This is a genomic window from Microbacterium sp. Cr-K20 (genome assembly GCF_000708325.1).
In the GTDB taxonomy this organism is placed as follows: Bacteria; Actinomycetota; Actinomycetes; order Actinomycetales; family Microbacteriaceae; genus Microbacterium.
On sequence record NZ_JARE01000048.1, the window covers coordinates 48,729 to 67,152 of the forward strand.

An 18,424-nucleotide genomic window follows, 5' to 3' on the forward strand; every position below is an offset into this window, starting at 1 on the left:
CAGCCGCTCACTGCCTCACACCCGGACGAGCGTCTCCGCCATCTCGACCAACTCGTCCATCTCGCAGAGCAGCCCCGAGGCATACGCCCGCCGCCACTCCTCCGCCGTGAGTCCCTCGCGCACCCGGCGGCGATACAGCTCGAAGTCGGCAGGCTCGTTGGCCCGAGGGTCGAATCCGTAGCGCCTGCCGATCGCATCGACGGCTCCGATGATCCGCGCCCCCGTCGCATCCGCACCGAGCGCGGCCGCCGCACCCGCAGCAACCGAGACGGCGATCAGGAGCGACACCGGATCACCGCCGGCAGCGCTCCGCCGCACCGCGGGCAATAGCGTGGCCATCACCGCCGGCCCCTGACGCAGGTCGAGCTGAACCTTCGCCGCCACCACCGGCGCCATGAGCATCACCCACTCGTGACCGCACCGCGACGCGAGCGCCCCGGCACGGCCCAGCAGCTCAATCGCCTCCCGCGATCGCCCCGACGCCCGATGCACCTGACCGGTGATGAGCAGGATCATCGCCGCCGCCGCATCCGGCATCTCATCGACGTCGGCGAGCGCGACCGCCACCTCCGTTACCGGGTCACCCGCTGGCTCCGGACTGAGCGTGAAGAGGTAGGCGGAGAACGCCGCGGCGAGTCCCCGCAGCGCACGATCTCCGGAAGCTTCCGCCGGGATCCGCGCAGCCGAGATCCACGTCGCCGCCTCGGACATCTGACCCAGTTGATACGCGAGGAACCCCCTCGTGAGACTCAGCGCCGCCTCGAGGGAAGGAGCGGCTGATAGCGCCGACGCCCGGCGCACCATCTCGAGCAGCTCCTGCTGCCTCCCCGCTCGCACGCCGAACCAGAGCAGACCCCCGGCGATGGTCGCCGCGGTCTCCCCGTCGTCGGCGAGCACCGCGGAGTCGAACGCGGCCACGACATCCGGCCACTCGATCCGCAGCCGAGAGATCACCACCCCGGATCCCTCGGCCGTCAGAGCGACGGATGCCTCCGCAGCCTGCGACGCGAACCATGCGCGATGCCGCCGATACCACTGCTCATCCAGAGTCTCACCGCCCGCGGCGGCCCGCCGGATGAGCGGAGACACGCGGAAGACCGGCTCCGCCTCTCCCTCCTCCGCTGAGACGAGCGAGAACGACACGAGCTGATCGAGGTCGCGATCACGCGGCCTCTCCCCGCACACGGCCGCGGCGGCACCGCGGGTGAACGGCGCCGCGAACCCGGCGAGGCAGCGCAGAGTGTCGTGCTGCTCGCTCGTCAGGAGCGCCAGTGACGACCGCAGGGCCGCGGCCAACCGCGGTTCGCCGGCCTCCTCCGACCGGTCGATCTCGCGCAGCATCGAATCGCCGACCTCGGCGAGCGGCATCACGGCGGTCCGCGCGGCCGCCAGCTCGATCGCCAGCGGCAGCCGGCCCAGCATGTCGACGAGCCGGCCGATCGTGACGGCATCCGCCGCGCGCGCCGCCGGAGGGAGCCTCGTCTCGAACAGCTCGTGCGCGTCCGCCGCGGGCAGAGGATCGACCCGCAACACACTCTCGCCGGGAACGCCGAGTGTCCGCCGCGACGTCGACAGCACGGCGAGTCCGCGCGCTCGCGCGAGTACGGCCACAGCGACGGCTGCCACCTCGGCGGTTGCCCCCTCCGCCCCGTCGATCACGAGGATGCCGCGCCGGTCGGCCAGATGCTCCGCGATCGCTTCCGGCGCCGCATCCGGGGCACCGACGGCAGACGCGATCACCGGCGCGACGGTGCCATCGACCTCGTCTCCGACGTTCACGAACCAGATGTAGTCCTCGCCGGCGACCGCGTCACTGCCCAGCCAATCGACCGCGAGCCTCGTCTTGCCCACCCCCGCGGCGCCCGTCAGTGTGACGAGGCGCGCGACATCGAGCGCGGCCGTCAGCGCCGCACGCTCCTCCCGACGCCCCACCATCGGGGCGATCGGCGCCGGCACACCGAACATGCGCCCCGCGTGCGCCGCGAGGTTCGATACCGAGTGAGCGCCCGGGCTGCGGTCACGCTCCGACACCGCACCACCGCCCAGGCGCGCCAGCGCTCGATCCCCCGCGTCGGCCCGCGCCCGCGCCGTGTGCAGCAACGCCAGAACGTCGTCGTCATCGGGATGCGCCGCGCGCAGACCCTGCAGCGTCACCAGCGCACGCGCGTTGTCGCCGGCAGCCAGGTCGGCACGAACACCGAGCAGCCGAACCCTGTCGACGACACTCCGCACCCGCGCGCGAGCGAGAGCGGCGAAGGGCGGATCGCCGATCCCCTGCAGCGGCGCGTCCCGCCACCGCAGCAGCAGCGATCGCACCTCTTCGGAGTCGGGCGGGGAGGCCCCGGCCAGGACATCCCCCAACGCCCAGAGGTCGACATCCATCCCAAGATCGTCGACGAGACGATAGCCGCCCCGCCCGCCCTCGAGCCACAGGCCGAGAGGCGTCGAACGCAGGCGCGACATGTACGCCCTCGCGGTCGTCCGCGCCTGCGCGGGCGGCTCGGCCCACAGGTCATCGATCAGGTCGTCCAGAGCGACCGGCGCGCCGCGCTCGAGAGCGAGCCGAGCGATCAGGCCGCGAGGAAGCGGCCCCCCAATCTCGATTCGGGTGCCGTCGACGGATACGTCGATCCGGTCGAGAAGCTGCACGCGCGCGGTGGCCACAGCCGATCATTGCACGAACGTTGCAATCGGTCGAGACCCCGGATCGCGGACGGGTGCGACCCCCAGGCTGGAGACATGAATCACACAGATGCCCCTGTTCAGACCCGGTTCCGCACCTCGCTCGGCGACATCGCAGCGACCGTCATGGGCAGTGGCCCCTACGCGGTTCTGTGGCACGGCATGTTCGTCGACGGCGACTCCTGGGGTTCAGTCGTCGAGGCACTCGCCCTGCACCGGACGCTCGTCGTGCTCGACGGCCCCGGTTACGGCGCGAGCACACCGCTGTCGCGGGTGAGTTCGATCGAGGAGTGCGCGGAAGCCGGCGCGCAGATCATCGAGCAACTCGGGGGAGACGGACGAGTCGACTGGGTGGGTGCGGCCTGGGGTGGTCACGTGGGGATGACCATGGCCGCGCTCTTCCCGGACACCGTCCGCTCCCTGGTCGCGGTGAGCTCGCCCGTCGAGCCGATCGACCCGGTGTTCCGGATCAAGCTCATCATCGCCAACCAGATCCTCGCCCACTTCGGGCCCATCGCCCACCTCCGGCACGTGATCCACGATGCCCAGCTGATCCCGCCGCACGCGAAGGACCGATCGATGACTGCCGTCATCGATCACGCCCTGAACCGCGCCCCGCGTCGCAGCATCGCCGCCACCGTCACATCGTTCATCATCAACCGCGGCGACGCCTCGCACCGCCTGCCGCGGATCACCGCGCCCACCCTGCTCATCACCGGCGACGACCGCGGCGAATGGACGCCCGAGGTGATGGATGCCGCAGCCAGCCGGATCCCCGACGCCAGGACCCTCGTCATCGAAAGCGCGCGCACCCTCGTGCCGGTCGAGCAGCCCGCGGAGCTCGCGGCAGGCATCGTGGAGTTCTGGCAGTCACTGGATGCGCGCTGACTCTGCCGGCGTCCGATCCCGCTCCACGATCATCCGCACCACCGTGCCGACCACGCCGATCACGAGCGCCACGATCACCGGCTGCCACACCTCGGCGAGCACCATCGGGAACACTCCCACCGACGCCCTCATCATCTCGGGAACGTCGCCGTCGAGCACCCGCATGCCGAGTCCGTACTGGATCGCCGTGAACAGCGCCGGTACGACCCACACCGCGAGGAGACCGACCACCCAGACCACGATCCGCCAGGCCGGCCGCACTCCACACCACACCAGCGCCGCACCGACGACGATCGCCGGCAGCCAGGGCGACAGATAGGGCAGGAATACCGGCGGGAATGCGTCGCCTGTGACGGCCAGGAAACAGCGGCCCACCCAGTTGGCGAACGGCACCGCCGCGAGCACGACACCGAGAGCGACAACGCCGACCGACCGCCGCGATGTCATCCAGAAGCCCAGCTGCGCGAGGAGAATCGCCGCGACCACACCGCCGAGGAGCCCGGCGAAGTAGAGCGTCACCCGACTATCGCCACCGCGACCAAGCCCGAGCCCGCCGGCCAGCACAGCGAAGCTCTGCACCACCGCGATCACGTGCACGAGCAGCACCCCGAGCGCCGCGGGCCACACGGCGATCGCACGACGGCGCGCCACGAAGTGCACCGTGAACCCGGCGAAGACCCCTCCGAGCAGCAACAACGAGAAGAGCAGCGTCACGAAGTACTGACTCAGCGGCAGCAGCACGAACGGCATGTCCTCCGGCATCGTCGCCGACGCCCAGAGGTTCTGCAGCGGAAGGATGCCGCCGCCGATCAACCACGGCAGAATCCCCAGCACACCCCCGCCGACGCCGATCGCGAAGGGCAGGGCGCGAGCGCGCGCATCGACGGGTGGCGATATTTCGGTCATGGGGAGACCCTGTCAGACGGAGCCCGCCGCTCAGGGAAGGCACGACCGAATCCTCGCGCAGACGACGGCACCGCCGCCTGCCGATCCGACCGCTCGTCAGACCTGACCGGGGCGACCGTCCCGCGCCATCGCCTGCCGATGCGAGGTGAGCGCCGCACGCACGGCCGAGTAGATCACCAGCCAGGTGATGAGGACGCCGATGAGGATCACGGCCGACCAGAACAGGATGATGAGGAGGATGCTGTCGCCGAACATGGCCTCAGGATGCCGCAGCCACGCCGCCCCGGGCGTCAGACTCCCCGCATCCGCTGCACAGCCGCCCGCACCAGCGCCGCATTCCCCGGCGCACTGCTGCCGTCGGGGAGCAGCAGAGTGTCTTCCAAGCCGATCCGCGAGTCCAGGCCGAGCTCGACCGCGAGGTCGAACACCGGCCACGTCGAACCCTCCTCACCGTGCAGCAGGACGGGCAGGTCGGGCTCCTCGAGCGACACGTGCGCGATCATCCCCTCGGCGTGCTCGCGAACGGTCTCGGCCGGTTCGTCCGGCAACTCGATCAGCACCCGCAGGCACCGGTAGCGCACGGGCGAGCGCTTCCACACTTCGAAGCCCGCCGCATCCCACAACCCCGCCTCGACCGCCACCCCGCGCCGCAGCAGCAGGGCCGCCACCTCGTCGGCACCGGATTCATGCCAGTTGACGGATGCGTGGTCGGGCAGCTCCGTCCACGACTCGATCGCGGCCAGACGACGCTCGACGTCGGGCTCGGCCCACTCCCCGGTCGTCACTCCGACCGGCACGCCCGGCGCGGCTTGACGGACAGCCCACACCCACCGGGCCACATCGTCGGCGGTCAGGCTGTCGCGCCCCGCCGCGTCCTTCGGGTGCACATGCACCTCGCGGGCACCGGCCGCCACGGCCCGTGCGGCATCATCGGCCACCACGCCGGGGTCGAGGCTCAACCACGGATGCTCCGCGGGATCCCTGGCGCCGTTGACACATGCCTGCAACAGCATCCGGCCCTCGGAACCGGCTGCGCGCGCACCCTCGGACGGCAGGCTCATCCGATCAGGTCGCGCGGGTGCCGCTCGTACGCGCTCTCGTCCTTCGAGGGACCCTCTTCGGTGCGCACCGTGTGCGCGACCTGGCGCGCCATCGCCGCACCACGAGCGGCCTTCACCGCATCGGCCTCGGTCTCGAAGCTCGCGCCCAACGTCTGCGATTCACCCTCGATGCGGTTGAACCAGATGCCATTGCGATGGAAAGTCTCGATATCACCTGCGGCCATGCGGGATCCCTTCTCTCGACTCCCTTTCTACGGCACACGACCGACACCCGCAGAGCCCCTTGACACCCTCCGCAGACGTGTCCGACCCGGTCGCCTCAGCCGCCGAAGCCGGCCCGCCGCACCGCATCGCCCATCGCCGCGAACGCCTCTTCGAGGATCGGGCGCGGGGTCGCGAACACGACCCGGACGAAGCCCTCCGCACCGTGCCCGAGCAGACGACCCTCGGTGAGCACGACCCCGGCCTGTTCGCGGAAGAACTCCGCCGGCGGACCGGGGATGCCGAGCGCGCGGGTGTCGATCCAGCCGATGTACGTGGCATCGGGCACCCGGTACACGGCTCCGGGCAGATGCTCCGCCACGAGTGAGGTGAGCTCCCGTCGCGACCCATCGAGGTACTCGAGCACGTCCGACAGCCAGGGTTTGCCCTCGCGATACGCGGCCGTCGAGGCCACGACACCGAGGGTCGACGCCCCGTGCTGCACCGCGAACCCGAACCGTTTGTACAGCTGCTGATCCGCATCGTTCGAGGTGATGAGCTGCGCGGTCTTCAGCCCCGGGATGTTCCACGCCTTCGACGCGCTCGTCCCCGTCACCGTATGCGCGGCCGTCGCCTCCGACACCGACGCGTACGGGACGAAGGGCGCCCCGTCGTAGCGCAGCGGCGCGTGGATCTCATCCGCGAACACCCGCCCGCCGTGCCGCTCGACGACCTCGGCGATCGCCTCGAGCTCTTCCCGACCGACGATCGTTCCGGTCGGGTTGTGCGGGTTGCAGAGCACGAGCGTCCGCGCCCCCGCGGCGAACGCCTCGTCGATGCGCTGCAGGTCGTGCTGCCAGCGTCCGTCGACCTCGACCCCGGGAACCTCGATCACCGGATGCCCGATCGCGGGCAGATATGTCAGGAACGGCATATATGCCGGAGTCGGCACGATCACCGGCGAACCTGCCGGTGCGTACTCCTGCACCGCGACCCCGAGTGCGGCCATCACATCGGACACCGGATGCACGCGCTCCGGGTCGACAGCCCAGTCGTACTCGCTCCGCATCCACCCCGCCGTGGCCTCGCCCAGCTCCGCGGCCTGCGGCGGTGAGAGGTATCCGAGGTTCTCATCGTCGACCGCCCGGTGCAGCGCCGCGGCGATCTCGGGCGCGACGCCGAAGTCCATCTCCGCCACCCACGCCCCGATACGACCGGGGTGCAGACTCCACTTCCGGCTCTGCGGCCGGTCGAGGAACAGGCGGGTGCGTTCGTCGAACGGATGCGGGGAGGCGTGCGCGGTCATGGTCGTGGGTTCGCGCCGGCTCAGCCGACGGCATCCGTACAGGACAGGTGCGGGGCACGGATCTCGGGCACGGGGAACTCCATTCGCAGCGGGGTCCGACCAATCTACGGACGGCCCGCCGTGGTCGCACTTCGCGTTTCCGTCCGTGACGACGGGCGCGGCATCCCGCGACGGCCCCGCGGATCCCGGACCCCGCTGGTAACGTTCCCTAGATCGCAGGCATGACACCTCGGAGGGCAGTGATGAGCGAACGAGCGCGCCGCCCGACCGTGAAAGAGGTCGCGACCCGAGCGGGCGTCAGCCCCATGACCGTGTCGCGCACGCTCTCGGGCGGACTCAACGTCAAACCCGACGTGCAGCAGCGCGTTATGGAAGCCGTCGCCGAACTCGGCTACCACCGCAACGAGAACGCCCGCAGCATCCGCCCCGGGCACAGCAGCGGACTCATCGGCGTCGCGATCACGAACATCGCCAACCCGTACTACAGCACCTTCGCACTCGGCGTCGAAGAAGAGGCCGCGCTCACCGGCCGCCGCATCCTGCTCGGCAACACGTCGGAGGATGCCGCGCGCGAAGCCGACCTCGTCGGCGACTTCCTCGGCCGCCGCGTCGACGGACTCATCGTCGTGCCCGCCGGCCCCACCTCCGCCCACCTCGCGCACTCCCAGAGCCAGGGCGTACCCGTGGTCCTCGCCTCCCGCCGCATCGACGGACTCGCGGTCGACAGCGTCGTACTCGCCGACGACGACGGCGCGTACCGCGGAACGATCGCTCTCATCGACCACGGCCACACCCGCATCGGCTACCTCGGCAATGCGTTGTCGATCTTCACCGGTGAGCGCCGATACGCCGGCTACGTGCGTGCACTCGAAGAACGCGGACTCGCCGTCGACCCGAGCATCGTCGCCGCGAACCAGCAGACCGTCGACCAGGCCCGCGAAGCCACCCGGGCACTGCTCGGCCTCGAGCATCCGCCCACCGCGATCTTCTGCGCCAACAACCGCAACGCCATCGGCGCGCTCAAGGAGATCAGCGCCCAGCTCAACGCCGGGTCCCGCGCCGCGGCCGACTTCCCCGAGATCATGAGCTTCGACGACTTCGAGCTCGCCGAGCTGTCCCCCGTGCCCATCAGCGTGATCGACCACGACCCCCGCGAACTGGGCCGCACGGTCACCCGCCTGCTGCTCGACCGCCTCGACGGCGGGGACCGGGACGCCGCGCCGCGCGAGGTCGAGCTCCCGGTCTCGCTCCGCAGCGTGCGCTGACCTCCTCCGCGCCCAGGCACCTCCGTCCGGGCACCCGCTCCATCCGGACACCACTTGCATGACTCCACGCCGGATGCATGAGTGATTACCGACGCACTGTCATGCAGGTGGCCGCGGGGTCATGCAGGTGCGCCGATGAGGTGTCGCTCCGCTCCGTGCGCTGAGCCCGGAACTCCCCGCATCCGGCCGGGTGTTGACACCCTCACGCCCCGTTGATAACGTTACCAATCATCGACGAGGCAGTCGGATGAGGCGACGAGGAGGCCGGATGGAGCTGTGCATCGATTTCGGGGGCACCGAGATCAAGCTCGCCGTGATCGACGGCACCCGTGTCGTCGCTTCGGGCAGCATCCCCGTGCTCGGCAGCCCCGCCGACCTGGCCGCCGCCGCCGCCGAAGCCCGCCGACTCCTGACCGAGACCACGCGCCCTGCGGATGCCGTGGGCATCGCCGTCCCGGGCGTCGTCGACCCGACCAGCGGACGGATGCTGCACGCCAACGCGAAGTACGACTTCCTCGAGGGCCTCGACCTGAACAGCTGGGCGCTCACCGAGTTCGGCCTCCCCGCCGTGGTCGAGAACGACGCCAGGGCGGCGCTGATCGGCGAGACCTCGACGGGCAGCGCAGCCCGCGAGGGCGATGCGGTGCTCGTCACCCTCGGCACCGGCATCGGCACCGCGGCCATGATCGACGGCCTGCCCCTGCGGGGACGCACCGGGCACGCCGGCATCCTCGGCGGACACCTCACGGTCGACCTCGACGGACCGATATGCCCGTGCGGGAACATCGGCTGCGGCGAGGCGCTGGCGAGCACCTGGGCGCTCCCCTCCGGCACCACCATGACCGAGGTCTTCACGACCGACGCGCACCCCGGCATCCGCGACCGCTTCCTGCACGTGTGGGGCGCGGTCGTCACGTCGCTCGTGCACTCGTACGACCCGGCGGTGGTGATCCTGTCCGGCGGGATCCTGCGCGCGGGCGATGCGGTCCGCGCCCCGATCGAGGCCCACGTGCGCCAACACCTCTGGCCCTCGATGACGACGCCGCAGTTCGTCGTCCCCCCGGAGCCCGAACTCTCCGTCGCCCGCGGACTCAGCGTCCTCGCCCGCGCCACGACCATTCACACCGCCACACCGCAGGAGGAACAGTGACCACCCCGATCAGCGACATGCACGAAGGGCACACGACCCGAGGTCGCTACGACACCCAGCCCACCGTGGCGCTCCCCTCGGGCGAGCGCATCCTCCGCGGCGCCGAGGGCTGGACCGCCGCCGCCGAACTCGCCGAGGCCTGCGCTCGCGTGACCGGCACCGCCCCCGTGCTGCTGGTGGACGCCTATCCGGGAGTCGACATCCCCGCCCTCACGACCGCGGTGCGCGCCGCCCTGCCGGGCTGGACCGTCGTCGACGTCGAGACCGCCGCCCGCCCGGTCGCCGAGGTCGAGCAGCTGATCGCCCCGAACCTCACCGACGACCGCGTCTTCGGCGTGATGAGCCACTTCACGCTGACCGACTTCTACGACGCCGCGAAGCTCGACGCCCTCGCCGGCAGCATCACGCAGAGCCCCACCGTCGTGATCGGCTGGGGTTCCGCGCTCCTCGCCCCGCACATCGACGGCGCCGCAGCGACCGTGCTCGTCGACATGGCCCGCTGGGAGATCCAGCTGCGCCAGCGCAAGGGCGCCACGAACTGGCGCGCCGACAACGCCTCGGAAGACAACCTGCGCAAGTACAAGCGCGGCTTCTTCGTCGAGTGGCGCGTCGCCGACCGGCACAAGCGCAACCTGTTCGACACGGTCGACTTCGTGCTCGACGGCAACGCGATCGCCCCGGCCGAACAGCATCCGGACTCCCCCGAAGCCGGCATGATCACCGGCACCGCATTCCGCCAGGCGCTGAAGGATGCCGCGCATCGGCCGTTCCGCGTCGTGCCGTTCTTCGACCCCGGAGTCTGGGGCGGCCAGTGGATGAAGAACCTCATCGGCCTCGACCCCTCGAAGGACAACTACGCGTGGTGCTTCGACTGCGTGCCCGAGGAGAACTCCCTGCTGCTCGAGGGAGAGGGCGGCGTGATCGAGATCCCCGCCCTCGACCTGGTCTTCCGCCGCCCGGTCGACCTGCTCGGCGCGAAGACGTTCTCGCGCTTCGGCGCCGAGTTCCCGATCCGCTTCGACTTCCTCGACACGATGGACGGCGGCAACCTCAGCCTGCAGGTACACCCGCTGACCGACTACATCCAGAACACCTTCGGCATGCACTACACGCAGGACGAGAGCTACTACATGCTCGACGTCGGCGACGATGCGGTGGTGTACCTGGGCACCAAGGAGGGCATCGACCGCACCGAGATGCTGCAGGATCTGGCGACGGCGCAGGACGGCGAGCATCCGTTCCCCGCCGACAAGTACGTCAACTCGTTCCCGGCCCGCAAGCACGACCACTTCGCCATCCCGGCCGGCACCGTGCACTGCTCAGGCGCGAACTCGATGGTGCTGGAGATCTCGGCGACGCCGTTCATCTTCACCTTCAAGCTCTGGGACTGGGGCCGCGTCGGCCTCGACGGCATCCCCCGCCCGGTGCACCTCGACCACGGCGCCCGCAACATCCAGTGGGACCGCGACACCACGTGGGTCGGCGACAACCTCCTCGGCCAGGTGAAGACCATCCGCACCGACGGCGATGTGATCGAGGAGAGCACGGGCCTGCACGAGCTCGAGTTCATCGAGGTGCGCCGGCACTGGTTCGCGGAGGGTGCCGACCACGACACCGAGGGCACGGTCAACGTGCTCAACCTGGTCGAGGGGGATGAGGTGCAGGTCGTCAGCCCGACCGGCGCCTTCGAGCCCTTCGTCATCCACTACGCCGAGACGTTCATCGTCCCGGCCGCGGTGGGGGCGTACCGGATCGAGCGCACGGAGAACTCGCGCAGCGCCCGCTTCGCGACCGTCAAGGCCTACGTGCGCGGCTCGCGCACGAGCGACAACTGAACACGGAAACCGCACACAGCAACCCGAACGCAGCACCCGCAATGACGCACCATCCGCGAGGATCCCGCGAGGGAATCCCTTGCACCGCACTCATCACCTTGGTACCGTGAAACCAGATTTCTGGTAACGATACCAAACGAACAAGGGAGTTCTGAATGATTTCGCGACGCACGATCGCCGCTGCCGCGGCCGGTCTCCTCCTCGGCACCCTGGCCCTCGCCGGGTGCTCCGGCGACTCCGGATCCGGAGACGCCGGCGAGGTGACCGGCACGCTCAACTTCTACACCGACAAGGCGGCGTGGAAGCCCGACTTCGAGTCGCTCAACGAGGTCAGCGGCGAGGCCGTCGACATCACCCTCAAGACCACCGGCTACTCGGACGCGAACCAGTACGACGCCTTCATCAAGCAGTCGTTCCGCACCGACAAGTCGCCCGGCCTGTTCACCTGGCACACCGGCGACTCGCTCAAGCAGCTGGTCGACGAAGGCCTGGTGGCCGAGACCACCGACATCTGGACCAAGGCCGTCGACGAGGGCTGGGTGAGCGAAGACCTGCGCGACAGCTACACCTTCGACGACAAGCAGTACTGCGTGCCGATGAACATCGCCTACTGGATCATGTTCTACAACAAGGCCGCCTTCGCCGACAACGGCATCGAGGTGCCCACCAGCTGGGACGAACTGAACGATGCCGCCGAGACGCTGAAGGATGCCGGGGTCACCCCGTACTACCAGACCAGCGTGCTCTTCACGTTCCAGTGGTTCCAGCACCTGGTCGCCTCGACCGACCCCGACCTGTACGCCGGGCTCACCACGGGCGACGTGAAGTACACCGACCCCGAGATCGTCGACGTCATGAACGTGTGGCTCGACGAGCAGGAGGCCGGCTGGTTCAGCGACGCGGGCAGCACCACCGATCCCGCGGTCGGCCTCAAGCAGGGCGACTACGCCATGATCAACTTCGGCACGTTCTTCGCGGGCAACCTCGAGGGCGCGGGCATGACCACCGACGACTACGGGATGTTCGCGATCCCGGCCGTCAACGACGACCTCGACGCCACCCCGGTCGCCGTGGAGTCGGGCCCGATCTGCACCGCCGAGAACTCCAAGCAGCGCGACCTCGGTCTCGCCTACGCCGAGTGGTGGATGTCGCCCGACGCGCAGACCGCCTGGAACGATGCCCACGGCGACGTGGCGTTCAACCCGAAGGCGAAGGTCGCGGACCCCGCTCTCGCCGAACTCGGCACCACGATCGCCGGCGACGACTACATGCTGTACGACCGGTTCTTCGAGGCGATGCCGACCGAGATCGTGACCACCGCGATCGAGCAGTTCGGCGCCTTCAACGCCAACCCCGGCGACCCGATGCCGTTCCTGGAGAAGATCCAGGCCACGGCTGACAAGTACTGGGCAGAGCAGGAGTAAGCGTCGGATGGCGCATCAGAAGTCGCCGTACCAGTGGTCCGCCCGGGGCTTCATCGCCCCGGGCGTGATCCTGGTCGCGATCCTGCTCTACCTCCCGCTGCTGTGGACGGTGTTCCTCAGCTTCACGAAGTACAACGGCCTCGGCAGCCCCGACTGGATCGGGCTCGACAACTACGTCGAGATGTTCACCGACGGCGACTTCGTGGGCTCGGCGATGAACACCGTGCTCTGGGTGATCGGCACCCTGATCATCCCGGTCGGCATCGGCCTGGCGATCGCCCTGCTCACCTGGAACCTCGGCGGCGGCATCTGGCTGCGCCTCCCCTTCCTCATCCCCTACGCCCTCTCCGGCATCGGCGTCGGCGTGGTGTGGTCGTTCATCCTCTCCTCCGGCGGAGCGCTCGACCAGGCCCTCGCCGCGTTCGGCGTGACCGACCCGCCACGATGGCTGCTGGATGCTCCGCTCAACACGATCGTCATGATCATCGCCTCGTCGTGGCAGGGCGTCGGCGTGAACGCGCTGCTGTTCACGATCGGCCTGCAGGCCATCCCGAAGGAGCCGCTCGAGGCCGCGCGCATCGACGGCGCCGGCGGCGTGCGCCTGTTCACCAGCATCCTCTGGCCGATGCTCCGCCCGCTCACGGCGGTGGTCGTCGGGCTCTCGATCGTCGCGAGCCTCAAGACCTTCGACATCGTCTGGGGCATGACCAAGGGTGGCCCCGGCACCGTCTCGGAGACCCTCGCGCTGACGATGTACAAGGAGACGTTCGTGAACAGCGACTACGGACTCGGCTCGGCGATCGCGGTGTTCCTCACCGTCATCACCCTGGTCGCCTCGGTGCTGTACCTGCGTCAGCAGCTCTCCCCGAAGAAGGAGATGTGATGTCGAAGATCATCCGCACCGCCGTCCTCGTCATCCTCGGGATCGTGTGGCTGCTGCCCGCGTACCTCCTCGTCGTGAACGCGATGAAGGACCCGATGACCTTCACCTCGAAGGAGTCGTGGATCCCCACGGATTTCCACCTGTTCGAGAACTTCGCCGACGCGTTCGAGCTCTCGGGCCTCGGCGACAGCATCCTCAGCACCCTCATCTACTCGATCGTCTCGCCGACCATCGCCGTGCTCGTGGGCGCGGCGGCCGGGTACGCGATCGTGGCCCTGCGCCTCAAGCGCGGCTTCCTGTGGTTCGTCGTGATCTTCGGCGGCACGGTGTTCCCGCTGCAGATGGTGCTGCTGCCCCTGTTCGACGCGTACTCGCGCATCGGGCTCTTCGACACCCGCGTGGGCATGGTGATCATCTACACGGTGATCTCGATCCCGTTCTCGGCGTTCGTCATGCGCAACTTCTTCACCGGCGTCGCGCACAACGTGTTCGAGGCCGCGGTGCTCGACGGTGCCACCACCTGGCGCATCTTCGTGCGGCTGTACCTGCCGATGGCGTCGAGCGCGCTGGTCGCGATCTTCATCCTGCAGGCGACCTTCGTGTGGAACGACCTGCTGCTCGGCCTCACGCTCAGCCAGTCCGACGACATCCGCCCCATCATCACGACCCTGTCCGGCATGCAGAGCACCTATGGCGGCGCGCAGATGTCGGTCGTGCTCGCCGCGGCCGTGCTCGTCTCGCTCCCCACCGTGATCCTGTTCCTCTGCACGCAGCGGTTCTTCGCCAAGGGCCTCGCGCTCGGCCAGTACTGACCTTTCTCCCGCCCCTCGCCCCGCCCCTCGAAAGGCATCATGCATCCGCTCATCCCCACCGTCGAGGACCTCGCCGCCGATGCGGTCACCCACCACTACGACGACATGATCGCGCCGACCGGCCTCACGAACATGTTCGGCACCGTGCGCGTCGACCACGACCTGACCGCGATCAGCGCCGTGCAGTTCCCGCCCGTGTCGCAGGGGCTCACCCAGACCGCGGTGCTGTTCGTCGACGGCCGGCTGTTCGCGTCGTACGGCGCGCCCGTCACGCACGAGTGGCGGGCGGACCGGGTGGTGCGGCGGGCGACCGTCGGTGAACTCGAGATCGAGACCACGACGGTGTGCGTGCCGGGGAAGACGGCGGTGGCGATCGACATCGCCGTGCGCAACACCGGGGCGCAGGATCGGGAGGTGCGGATCGGGCTCTCGGCAGCCGCCCGGGTCACCCGCTCGCAGGAGGCGTGGCTCGACGCCGAGTCGCCCTCGGAGCGCGACACCGCGACCGTCGACGGCGGGCGCCTGCTGTTCTCATCGGCGGATGCCGCGGCCTGGAGCGCGCAGGGCCTGGCGGACGGATCATCGGCGCTGAGCGGAGTGGCCTCGCTCCCCGAGGCGTTCGACACCGGCATCGGCGGGAACGGTCGGGGCGGCGAGCTGTCGGTGGTGCTCGCCGTGCCGGCCGGGGGCGTCGCGCGCACGGCCTACGTGCAGGCGGTCGGGATCTCCCGCGACGATGCCGCGCGCACCTATGACGCCGTGATGGCCGACGTGCCCGGTGCGGTCGCCGCGGCCGAGGAGTTCTGGAACCGGCAGCTGCACGCCGCCTTCGACCCCGACGACGGGGAGTTCTCCGGGGCGCTGCCCGTGCTCGAGACGGCATCCGCGCCGCTGCGCCGCCTGTACTGGTGGGCGGTGCTCGGCGTGATCTGGTTCCGCCGCGACTTCGCGGGCAACGTGCTCGGCCGCTCGTACGACACCCTCATGCCCAACTACTGGGGCACCACCACGTTCATCTGGGACTACAGTCTGAGCTCGGTCAGCCACGCCCTGCTCGACCCCGCGGAGATGCGCAACCAGGTGCGGCACTGGATCTCGCTCGACATCCACTCGCACTTCGGCACCTCGTCGCTCACCGGCGGGCCGGTCGGCCGCTGGTACTCCGTGAACGACTACGCCATGACCCGGCTCGTGCACGACTACGTGCGCTTCACCGGTGACACCGCGTTCCTCGACGAGATCGTCGGCGATCAGACGGTCGCCGAGTCGGTGCGGCAATGGGCGATGGCGTGGAAGAAGTTACGCGCAGGCACGGCCCTCGCCGATTACGGCGAGATCGACAACCTGCTGGAGTGCGTCAGCTCGTACACGCACGAGGTCGCGAGCCTCAACGCCGCGAACGTCTGGAGCATGCGGACGGCCGCCGCGCTCGCCGAGCTGCGGGGAGACCTGTCCGGCGGTGCGGAACTGCGCGCGGAGGCCGACGCCCTGCTCCCGGCCGTGATCGAGCGCTACCTCCCCGGAGAGGGCATCTTCACCGCAGGACAGCCCGACGGCACGCAGCTGCCGGTGCGGCACTGCTACGACTTCAGCGTGGTCGGCACGACGATCGCCGACGACCTCACCCCGAGCATCCGCGACGAGATGGTCTCGTTCTTCCAGCGCGAACTGCAGACCGACAACTGGATGCGCGCGCTCTCCCCGTGGGACCCCGACGCCAGCTACAGCCCCCGACCCGACCACCAGTGGAACGGCGCCTACCCCGCCTGGCCCGCGGATGCCGGACGCGCGCTGGCCGGCCTCGGCGCTCCCGAGGTGCTCACCTCGTGGGTCGAAGGGCTGTCGCGCACCGCGAACCAGGGCCCGATGGGTCAGGCGCACTTCGTCGAGGAGGCCGTGCCCGGCATCAACGGCGGCGCGCGCAAAGCCCCACCCCAGCTGCCGTACATCATCGACTGGTCGTGCTCGTCGTCGGGCGCCTGGGTCGAGCTCGTGATCGAGGCCCTGTTCGGCGTCTCGGTCGCGGCCGACGGCACGGTGCGCGCGTCCGGCTGCGTCGCCGCACTCGACCCGCACGCGGTGCTGCGCGGCCTGCGTGCGGGCGAGAAGACCTACGACATCGACGCCTCCGGAGGGATCACCGAGACCCCCGGGCGTTGAGCACGACCAGCTGTACCCCCACACGAACACGAAGGAGTGATCGAGATGAGAAGACGCATGATCGCGGCGGGACTCGCCGCCGCATCCCTGTGCGCCGGAGCGCTGTTCGCCGCGCCGGCGAGCGCGGCGGTTCCGGCCGGAGGCGGGCACGGCGGCGGGCACGGACACGGGCAGTGCTCGCTGGTCGACAAGACGCTCACGGCGACATCGAGTGTGAACCAGGACCTGACCGAGACCTTCACGACCTACGGGAACACCGGCGGCGAATGGACCGGCGGCGACAGCACCTATTCGATGCCGCTCGGCAAGGGGAAGACCGGCTGGTTCTTCTCGGACACGTTCCTCGGCACCGTGAACCCCGACGGCTCGCGGCCGACCGACTCTCCGTTCGTGAACAACTCCGTCGTGGTGCAGGACCGCCGTGGCGACCTCACGACCATCACCGGCGGCACCCCCGACGACCCGGCCGGCATCATCCCGCCCGAACCCGACGGCAAGTGGTACTGGATCGGCGACCCGACGCCCGGCCGTCACGGCACCGTCCAGGTGCCGCTACTGCAGTTCGCCCGCACCGGCACCGGGCAGTGGGACTTCGCCTGGACCGCGAACCGGCTCGCCACGCTCGACGGTCAGACGCTGCAGCTCGAGGGCATCGTGGACCTCCCCTCGGCGACCGGCATCAACTGGGGCTCGTGGACCCTCGAAGAACGCGGCACGACCTACATCTACGGCATCGCCGACCCCGGCGGAGTGCGCTCGGCCTACGTCGCCAAGGTGCAGGGCAAGGACGGCCTCAAGGGCACGTGGACGTATTGGAACGGCACGACCTGGTCGGCGAACGAAGCGGATGCCGTGCCCGTGGTGCCCTACGTCGCCAACGAGTTCAGCGTCGCCCCCTTCCGCGACGGCTACCTGCTCGTGACGCAGGACACCTCCGAGCTGTTCAGCACCCGCATCGTCGCGCGCACCTCGTGCTCGCCGACCGGTCCGTTCACCGACCCGGTCGAGCTGTACCGCACACCCGAGACCGGGGCGCTCGGCAGCTACGGAGACCCCGACGTGTTCACCTACAACGCGCACGAGCATCCGAATCTGCGTCAGGGCAACCGCATCCTCGTCTCCTACAACGTGAACACCTTCGACAACGTGGGTGACGTGTACGACGACGCCTCGATCTACCGCCCGCGGTTCATCGACGTGCAGCTCAAGGTCACCGGATGACGGATGATCGCGCGGCGCTCCGGGGGCTGCTCGCCTCCGGGGCGCCGGTCACCTGGGTGTTCACGGGCGACTCGATCACGCACGGCCTGATCCACACGCGCGGTGCCCGCAACCACGTCGATCACCTGCACGAGCTGATCCGCGGCGATGCCGGGCGGGTGCAGGATGCTGTGATCAACACCGCGATCACGGGGTGGCGGGCCGACCTGATCCTGGGCGACTTCGACCGTCGAGTGGCGCACTGGCGGCCCGACGTGGTGACGCTCATGGTCGGCACGAACGACTGCACCACCGAGTGGCTCGACCCCGTGATCGAGGTGTCGGCGTTCGCGGCGTCGATCGCCGAGTTCGTGCGGCGGGTGCGGGCGCTCGGTGCGGTGCCGGTGCTGCAGACGCCGCCGACCGTCGACCTCCTGCACGCGCCCGACCGCGCCCGTATCGGCGAGTTCGCCCAGGCGATTCGGGATGTGGCCGCGCGGGAAGGCGTGGTTCTGGCGGATCAGTACGCCGCGTTCGCGGAGTTCTCGGCGGGAACCGGTCCGGGCAACGAGGGCGTGCCGTGGGGACTGCTCGACGACGCGTTCCACCCGAGCGCGGCGGGGCATGCCCTGCTCGCGCTCGGGTGGGCCG

Annotated in this window: 16 protein-coding genes; 10 read left to right on the forward strand and 6 right to left on the reverse strand. The window is 69.7% G+C overall.

Annotated features, from left to right (window positions below; translation table 11 throughout):
• Positions 1–15: 15 nt before the first annotated feature.
• A complete protein-coding gene (locus tag GZ67_RS0110715) occupies positions 16–2,664 on the reverse strand; it encodes a hypothetical protein (protein WP_029263970.1) in 2,649 nt (882 codons plus the stop codon).
• A 75-nt stretch (positions 2,665–2,739) separates the two neighbouring features.
• Here GZ67_RS0110715 and GZ67_RS0110720 point away from each other — a divergent pair, with 75 nt between their 5' ends.
• Entirely contained in the window at positions 2,740–3,570 is an 831-nt protein-coding gene (locus tag GZ67_RS0110720) for an alpha/beta fold hydrolase (protein ID WP_051662481.1), read from the forward strand.
• Here GZ67_RS0110720 and GZ67_RS0110725 read toward each other — a convergent pair.
• From GZ67_RS0110725 to GZ67_RS0110745, 5 genes are all read right to left on the reverse strand, one after another.
• Positions 3,553–4,476: a hypothetical protein gene (locus GZ67_RS0110725; RefSeq protein WP_051662482.1), complete on the reverse strand. Its 924-nt coding sequence runs from the start codon at positions 4,474–4,476 to the stop codon at positions 3,553–3,555. The genes GZ67_RS0110720 and GZ67_RS0110725 overlap by 18 nt on opposite strands.
• A gap of 96 nt (positions 4,477–4,572) precedes the next feature.
• Positions 4,573–4,731, reverse strand: a complete 159-nt coding sequence (locus GZ67_RS20565; protein WP_156027153.1) for a hypothetical protein — start codon at positions 4,729–4,731, stop codon at positions 4,573–4,575.
• A gap of 35 nt (positions 4,732–4,766) precedes the next feature.
• On the reverse strand, positions 4,767–5,537 hold the full coding sequence (locus GZ67_RS0110735; RefSeq protein ID WP_231481776.1) for a 3-keto-5-aminohexanoate cleavage protein: 771 nt from the start codon (positions 5,535–5,537) through the stop codon (positions 4,767–4,769).
• Positions 5,534–5,761: a DUF2188 domain-containing protein gene (locus tag GZ67_RS0110740; RefSeq protein WP_029263966.1), complete on the reverse strand. Its 228-nt coding sequence runs from the start codon at positions 5,759–5,761 to the stop codon at positions 5,534–5,536. Before GZ67_RS0110740 ends, GZ67_RS0110735 begins: the two co-directional genes overlap by 4 nt.
• A 95-nt stretch (positions 5,762–5,856) precedes the next feature.
• A complete protein-coding gene (locus GZ67_RS0110745; RefSeq protein ID WP_029263965.1) occupies positions 5,857–7,044 on the reverse strand; it encodes a MalY/PatB family protein in 1,188 nt (395 codons plus the stop codon).
• Positions 7,045–7,286: 242 nt separating this feature from the next.
• On the opposite strand from GZ67_RS0110745, the gene GZ67_RS0110750 reads away from it, so the two are divergent.
• From GZ67_RS0110750 to GZ67_RS0110790, 9 genes are all read left to right on the forward strand, one after another.
• Positions 7,287–8,309 carry a LacI family DNA-binding transcriptional regulator gene (locus GZ67_RS0110750; protein ID WP_029263964.1) on the forward strand — a complete coding sequence of 341 codons (1,023 nt, stop codon included), beginning with the start codon at positions 7,287–7,289 and terminating at the stop codon, positions 8,307–8,309.
• A gap of 268 nt (positions 8,310–8,577) precedes the next feature.
• Positions 8,578–9,459 (forward strand): ROK family protein, encoded by an 882-nt coding sequence (locus GZ67_RS20170; protein ID WP_051662483.1) that lies wholly within the window; start codon positions 8,578–8,580, stop codon positions 9,457–9,459.
• A complete protein-coding gene (locus GZ67_RS0110760; protein ID WP_081859972.1) occupies positions 9,456–11,294 on the forward strand; it encodes a class I mannose-6-phosphate isomerase in 1,839 nt (612 codons plus the stop codon). The genes GZ67_RS20170 and GZ67_RS0110760 overlap by 4 nt, the downstream gene beginning before the upstream one ends.
• A gap of 155 nt (positions 11,295–11,449) precedes the next feature.
• On the forward strand, positions 11,450–12,718 hold the full coding sequence (locus GZ67_RS0110765; RefSeq protein ID WP_029263961.1) for an ABC transporter substrate-binding protein: 1,269 nt from the start codon (positions 11,450–11,452) through the stop codon (positions 12,716–12,718).
• A gap of 7 nt (positions 12,719–12,725) precedes the next feature.
• Positions 12,726–13,601, forward strand: a complete 876-nt coding sequence (locus tag GZ67_RS0110770) for a carbohydrate ABC transporter permease (RefSeq protein ID WP_029263960.1) — start codon at positions 12,726–12,728, stop codon at positions 13,599–13,601.
• Entirely contained in the window at positions 13,601–14,413 is an 813-nt protein-coding gene (locus tag GZ67_RS0110775; protein ID WP_029263959.1) for a carbohydrate ABC transporter permease, read from the forward strand. The genes GZ67_RS0110770 and GZ67_RS0110775 overlap by 1 nt, the downstream gene beginning before the upstream one ends.
• Before the next feature lie 39 nt (positions 14,414–14,452).
• Positions 14,453–16,573 carry a hypothetical protein gene (locus tag GZ67_RS0110780; protein ID WP_197021083.1) on the forward strand — a complete coding sequence of 707 codons (2,121 nt, stop codon included), beginning with the start codon at positions 14,453–14,455 and terminating at the stop codon, positions 16,571–16,573.
• Between the two features lie 45 nt (positions 16,574–16,618).
• Entirely contained in the window at positions 16,619–17,794 is a 1,176-nt protein-coding gene (locus tag GZ67_RS0110785; RefSeq protein WP_029263957.1) for a DUF4185 domain-containing protein, read from the forward strand.
• Positions 17,791–18,424: SGNH/GDSL hydrolase family protein (locus tag GZ67_RS0110790; RefSeq protein WP_029273896.1), on the forward strand; the 634-nt coding region annotated here is incomplete at its 3' end. The genes GZ67_RS0110785 and GZ67_RS0110790, both read left to right, overlap by 4 nt.

What these genes read in the sequence shown, in the direction of transcription:
- GZ67_RS0110720 (WP_051662481.1), top strand. Translation starts at nt 2,740, where the DNA reads ATGAATCACACAGATGCCCCTGTTCAGACCCGGTTCCGCACCTCGCTC.
- GZ67_RS0110725 (WP_051662482.1), bottom strand. Translation starts at nt 4,476, where the DNA reads ATGACCGAAATATCGCCACCCGTCGATGCGCGCGCTCGCGCCCTGCCC.
- GZ67_RS20565 (WP_156027153.1), bottom strand. Translation starts at nt 4,731, where the DNA reads ATGTTCGGCGACAGCATCCTCCTCATCATCCTGTTCTGGTCGGCCGTG.
- GZ67_RS0110735 (WP_231481776.1), bottom strand. Translation starts at nt 5,537, where the DNA reads ATGAGCCTGCCGTCCGAGGGTGCGCGCGCAGCCGGTTCCGAGGGCCGG.
- GZ67_RS0110740 (WP_029263966.1), bottom strand. Translation starts at nt 5,761, where the DNA reads ATGGCCGCAGGTGATATCGAGACTTTCCATCGCAATGGCATCTGGTTC.
- GZ67_RS0110745 (WP_029263965.1), bottom strand. Translation starts at nt 7,044, where the DNA reads ATGACCGCGCACGCCTCCCCGCATCCGTTCGACGAACGCACCCGCCTG.
- GZ67_RS0110750 (WP_029263964.1), top strand. Translation starts at nt 7,287, where the DNA reads ATGAGCGAACGAGCGCGCCGCCCGACCGTGAAAGAGGTCGCGACCCGA.
- GZ67_RS20170 (WP_051662483.1), top strand. Translation starts at nt 8,578, where the DNA reads ATGGAGCTGTGCATCGATTTCGGGGGCACCGAGATCAAGCTCGCCGTG.
- GZ67_RS0110765 (WP_029263961.1), top strand. Translation starts at nt 11,450, where the DNA reads ATGATTTCGCGACGCACGATCGCCGCTGCCGCGGCCGGTCTCCTCCTC.
- GZ67_RS0110770 (WP_029263960.1), top strand. Translation starts at nt 12,726, where the DNA reads ATGGCGCATCAGAAGTCGCCGTACCAGTGGTCCGCCCGGGGCTTCATC.
- GZ67_RS0110775 (WP_029263959.1), top strand. Translation starts at nt 13,601, where the DNA reads ATGTCGAAGATCATCCGCACCGCCGTCCTCGTCATCCTCGGGATCGTG.
- GZ67_RS0110780 (WP_197021083.1), top strand. Translation starts at nt 14,453, where the DNA reads ATGCATCCGCTCATCCCCACCGTCGAGGACCTCGCCGCCGATGCGGTC.
- GZ67_RS0110785 (WP_029263957.1), top strand. Translation starts at nt 16,619, where the DNA reads ATGAGAAGACGCATGATCGCGGCGGGACTCGCCGCCGCATCCCTGTGC.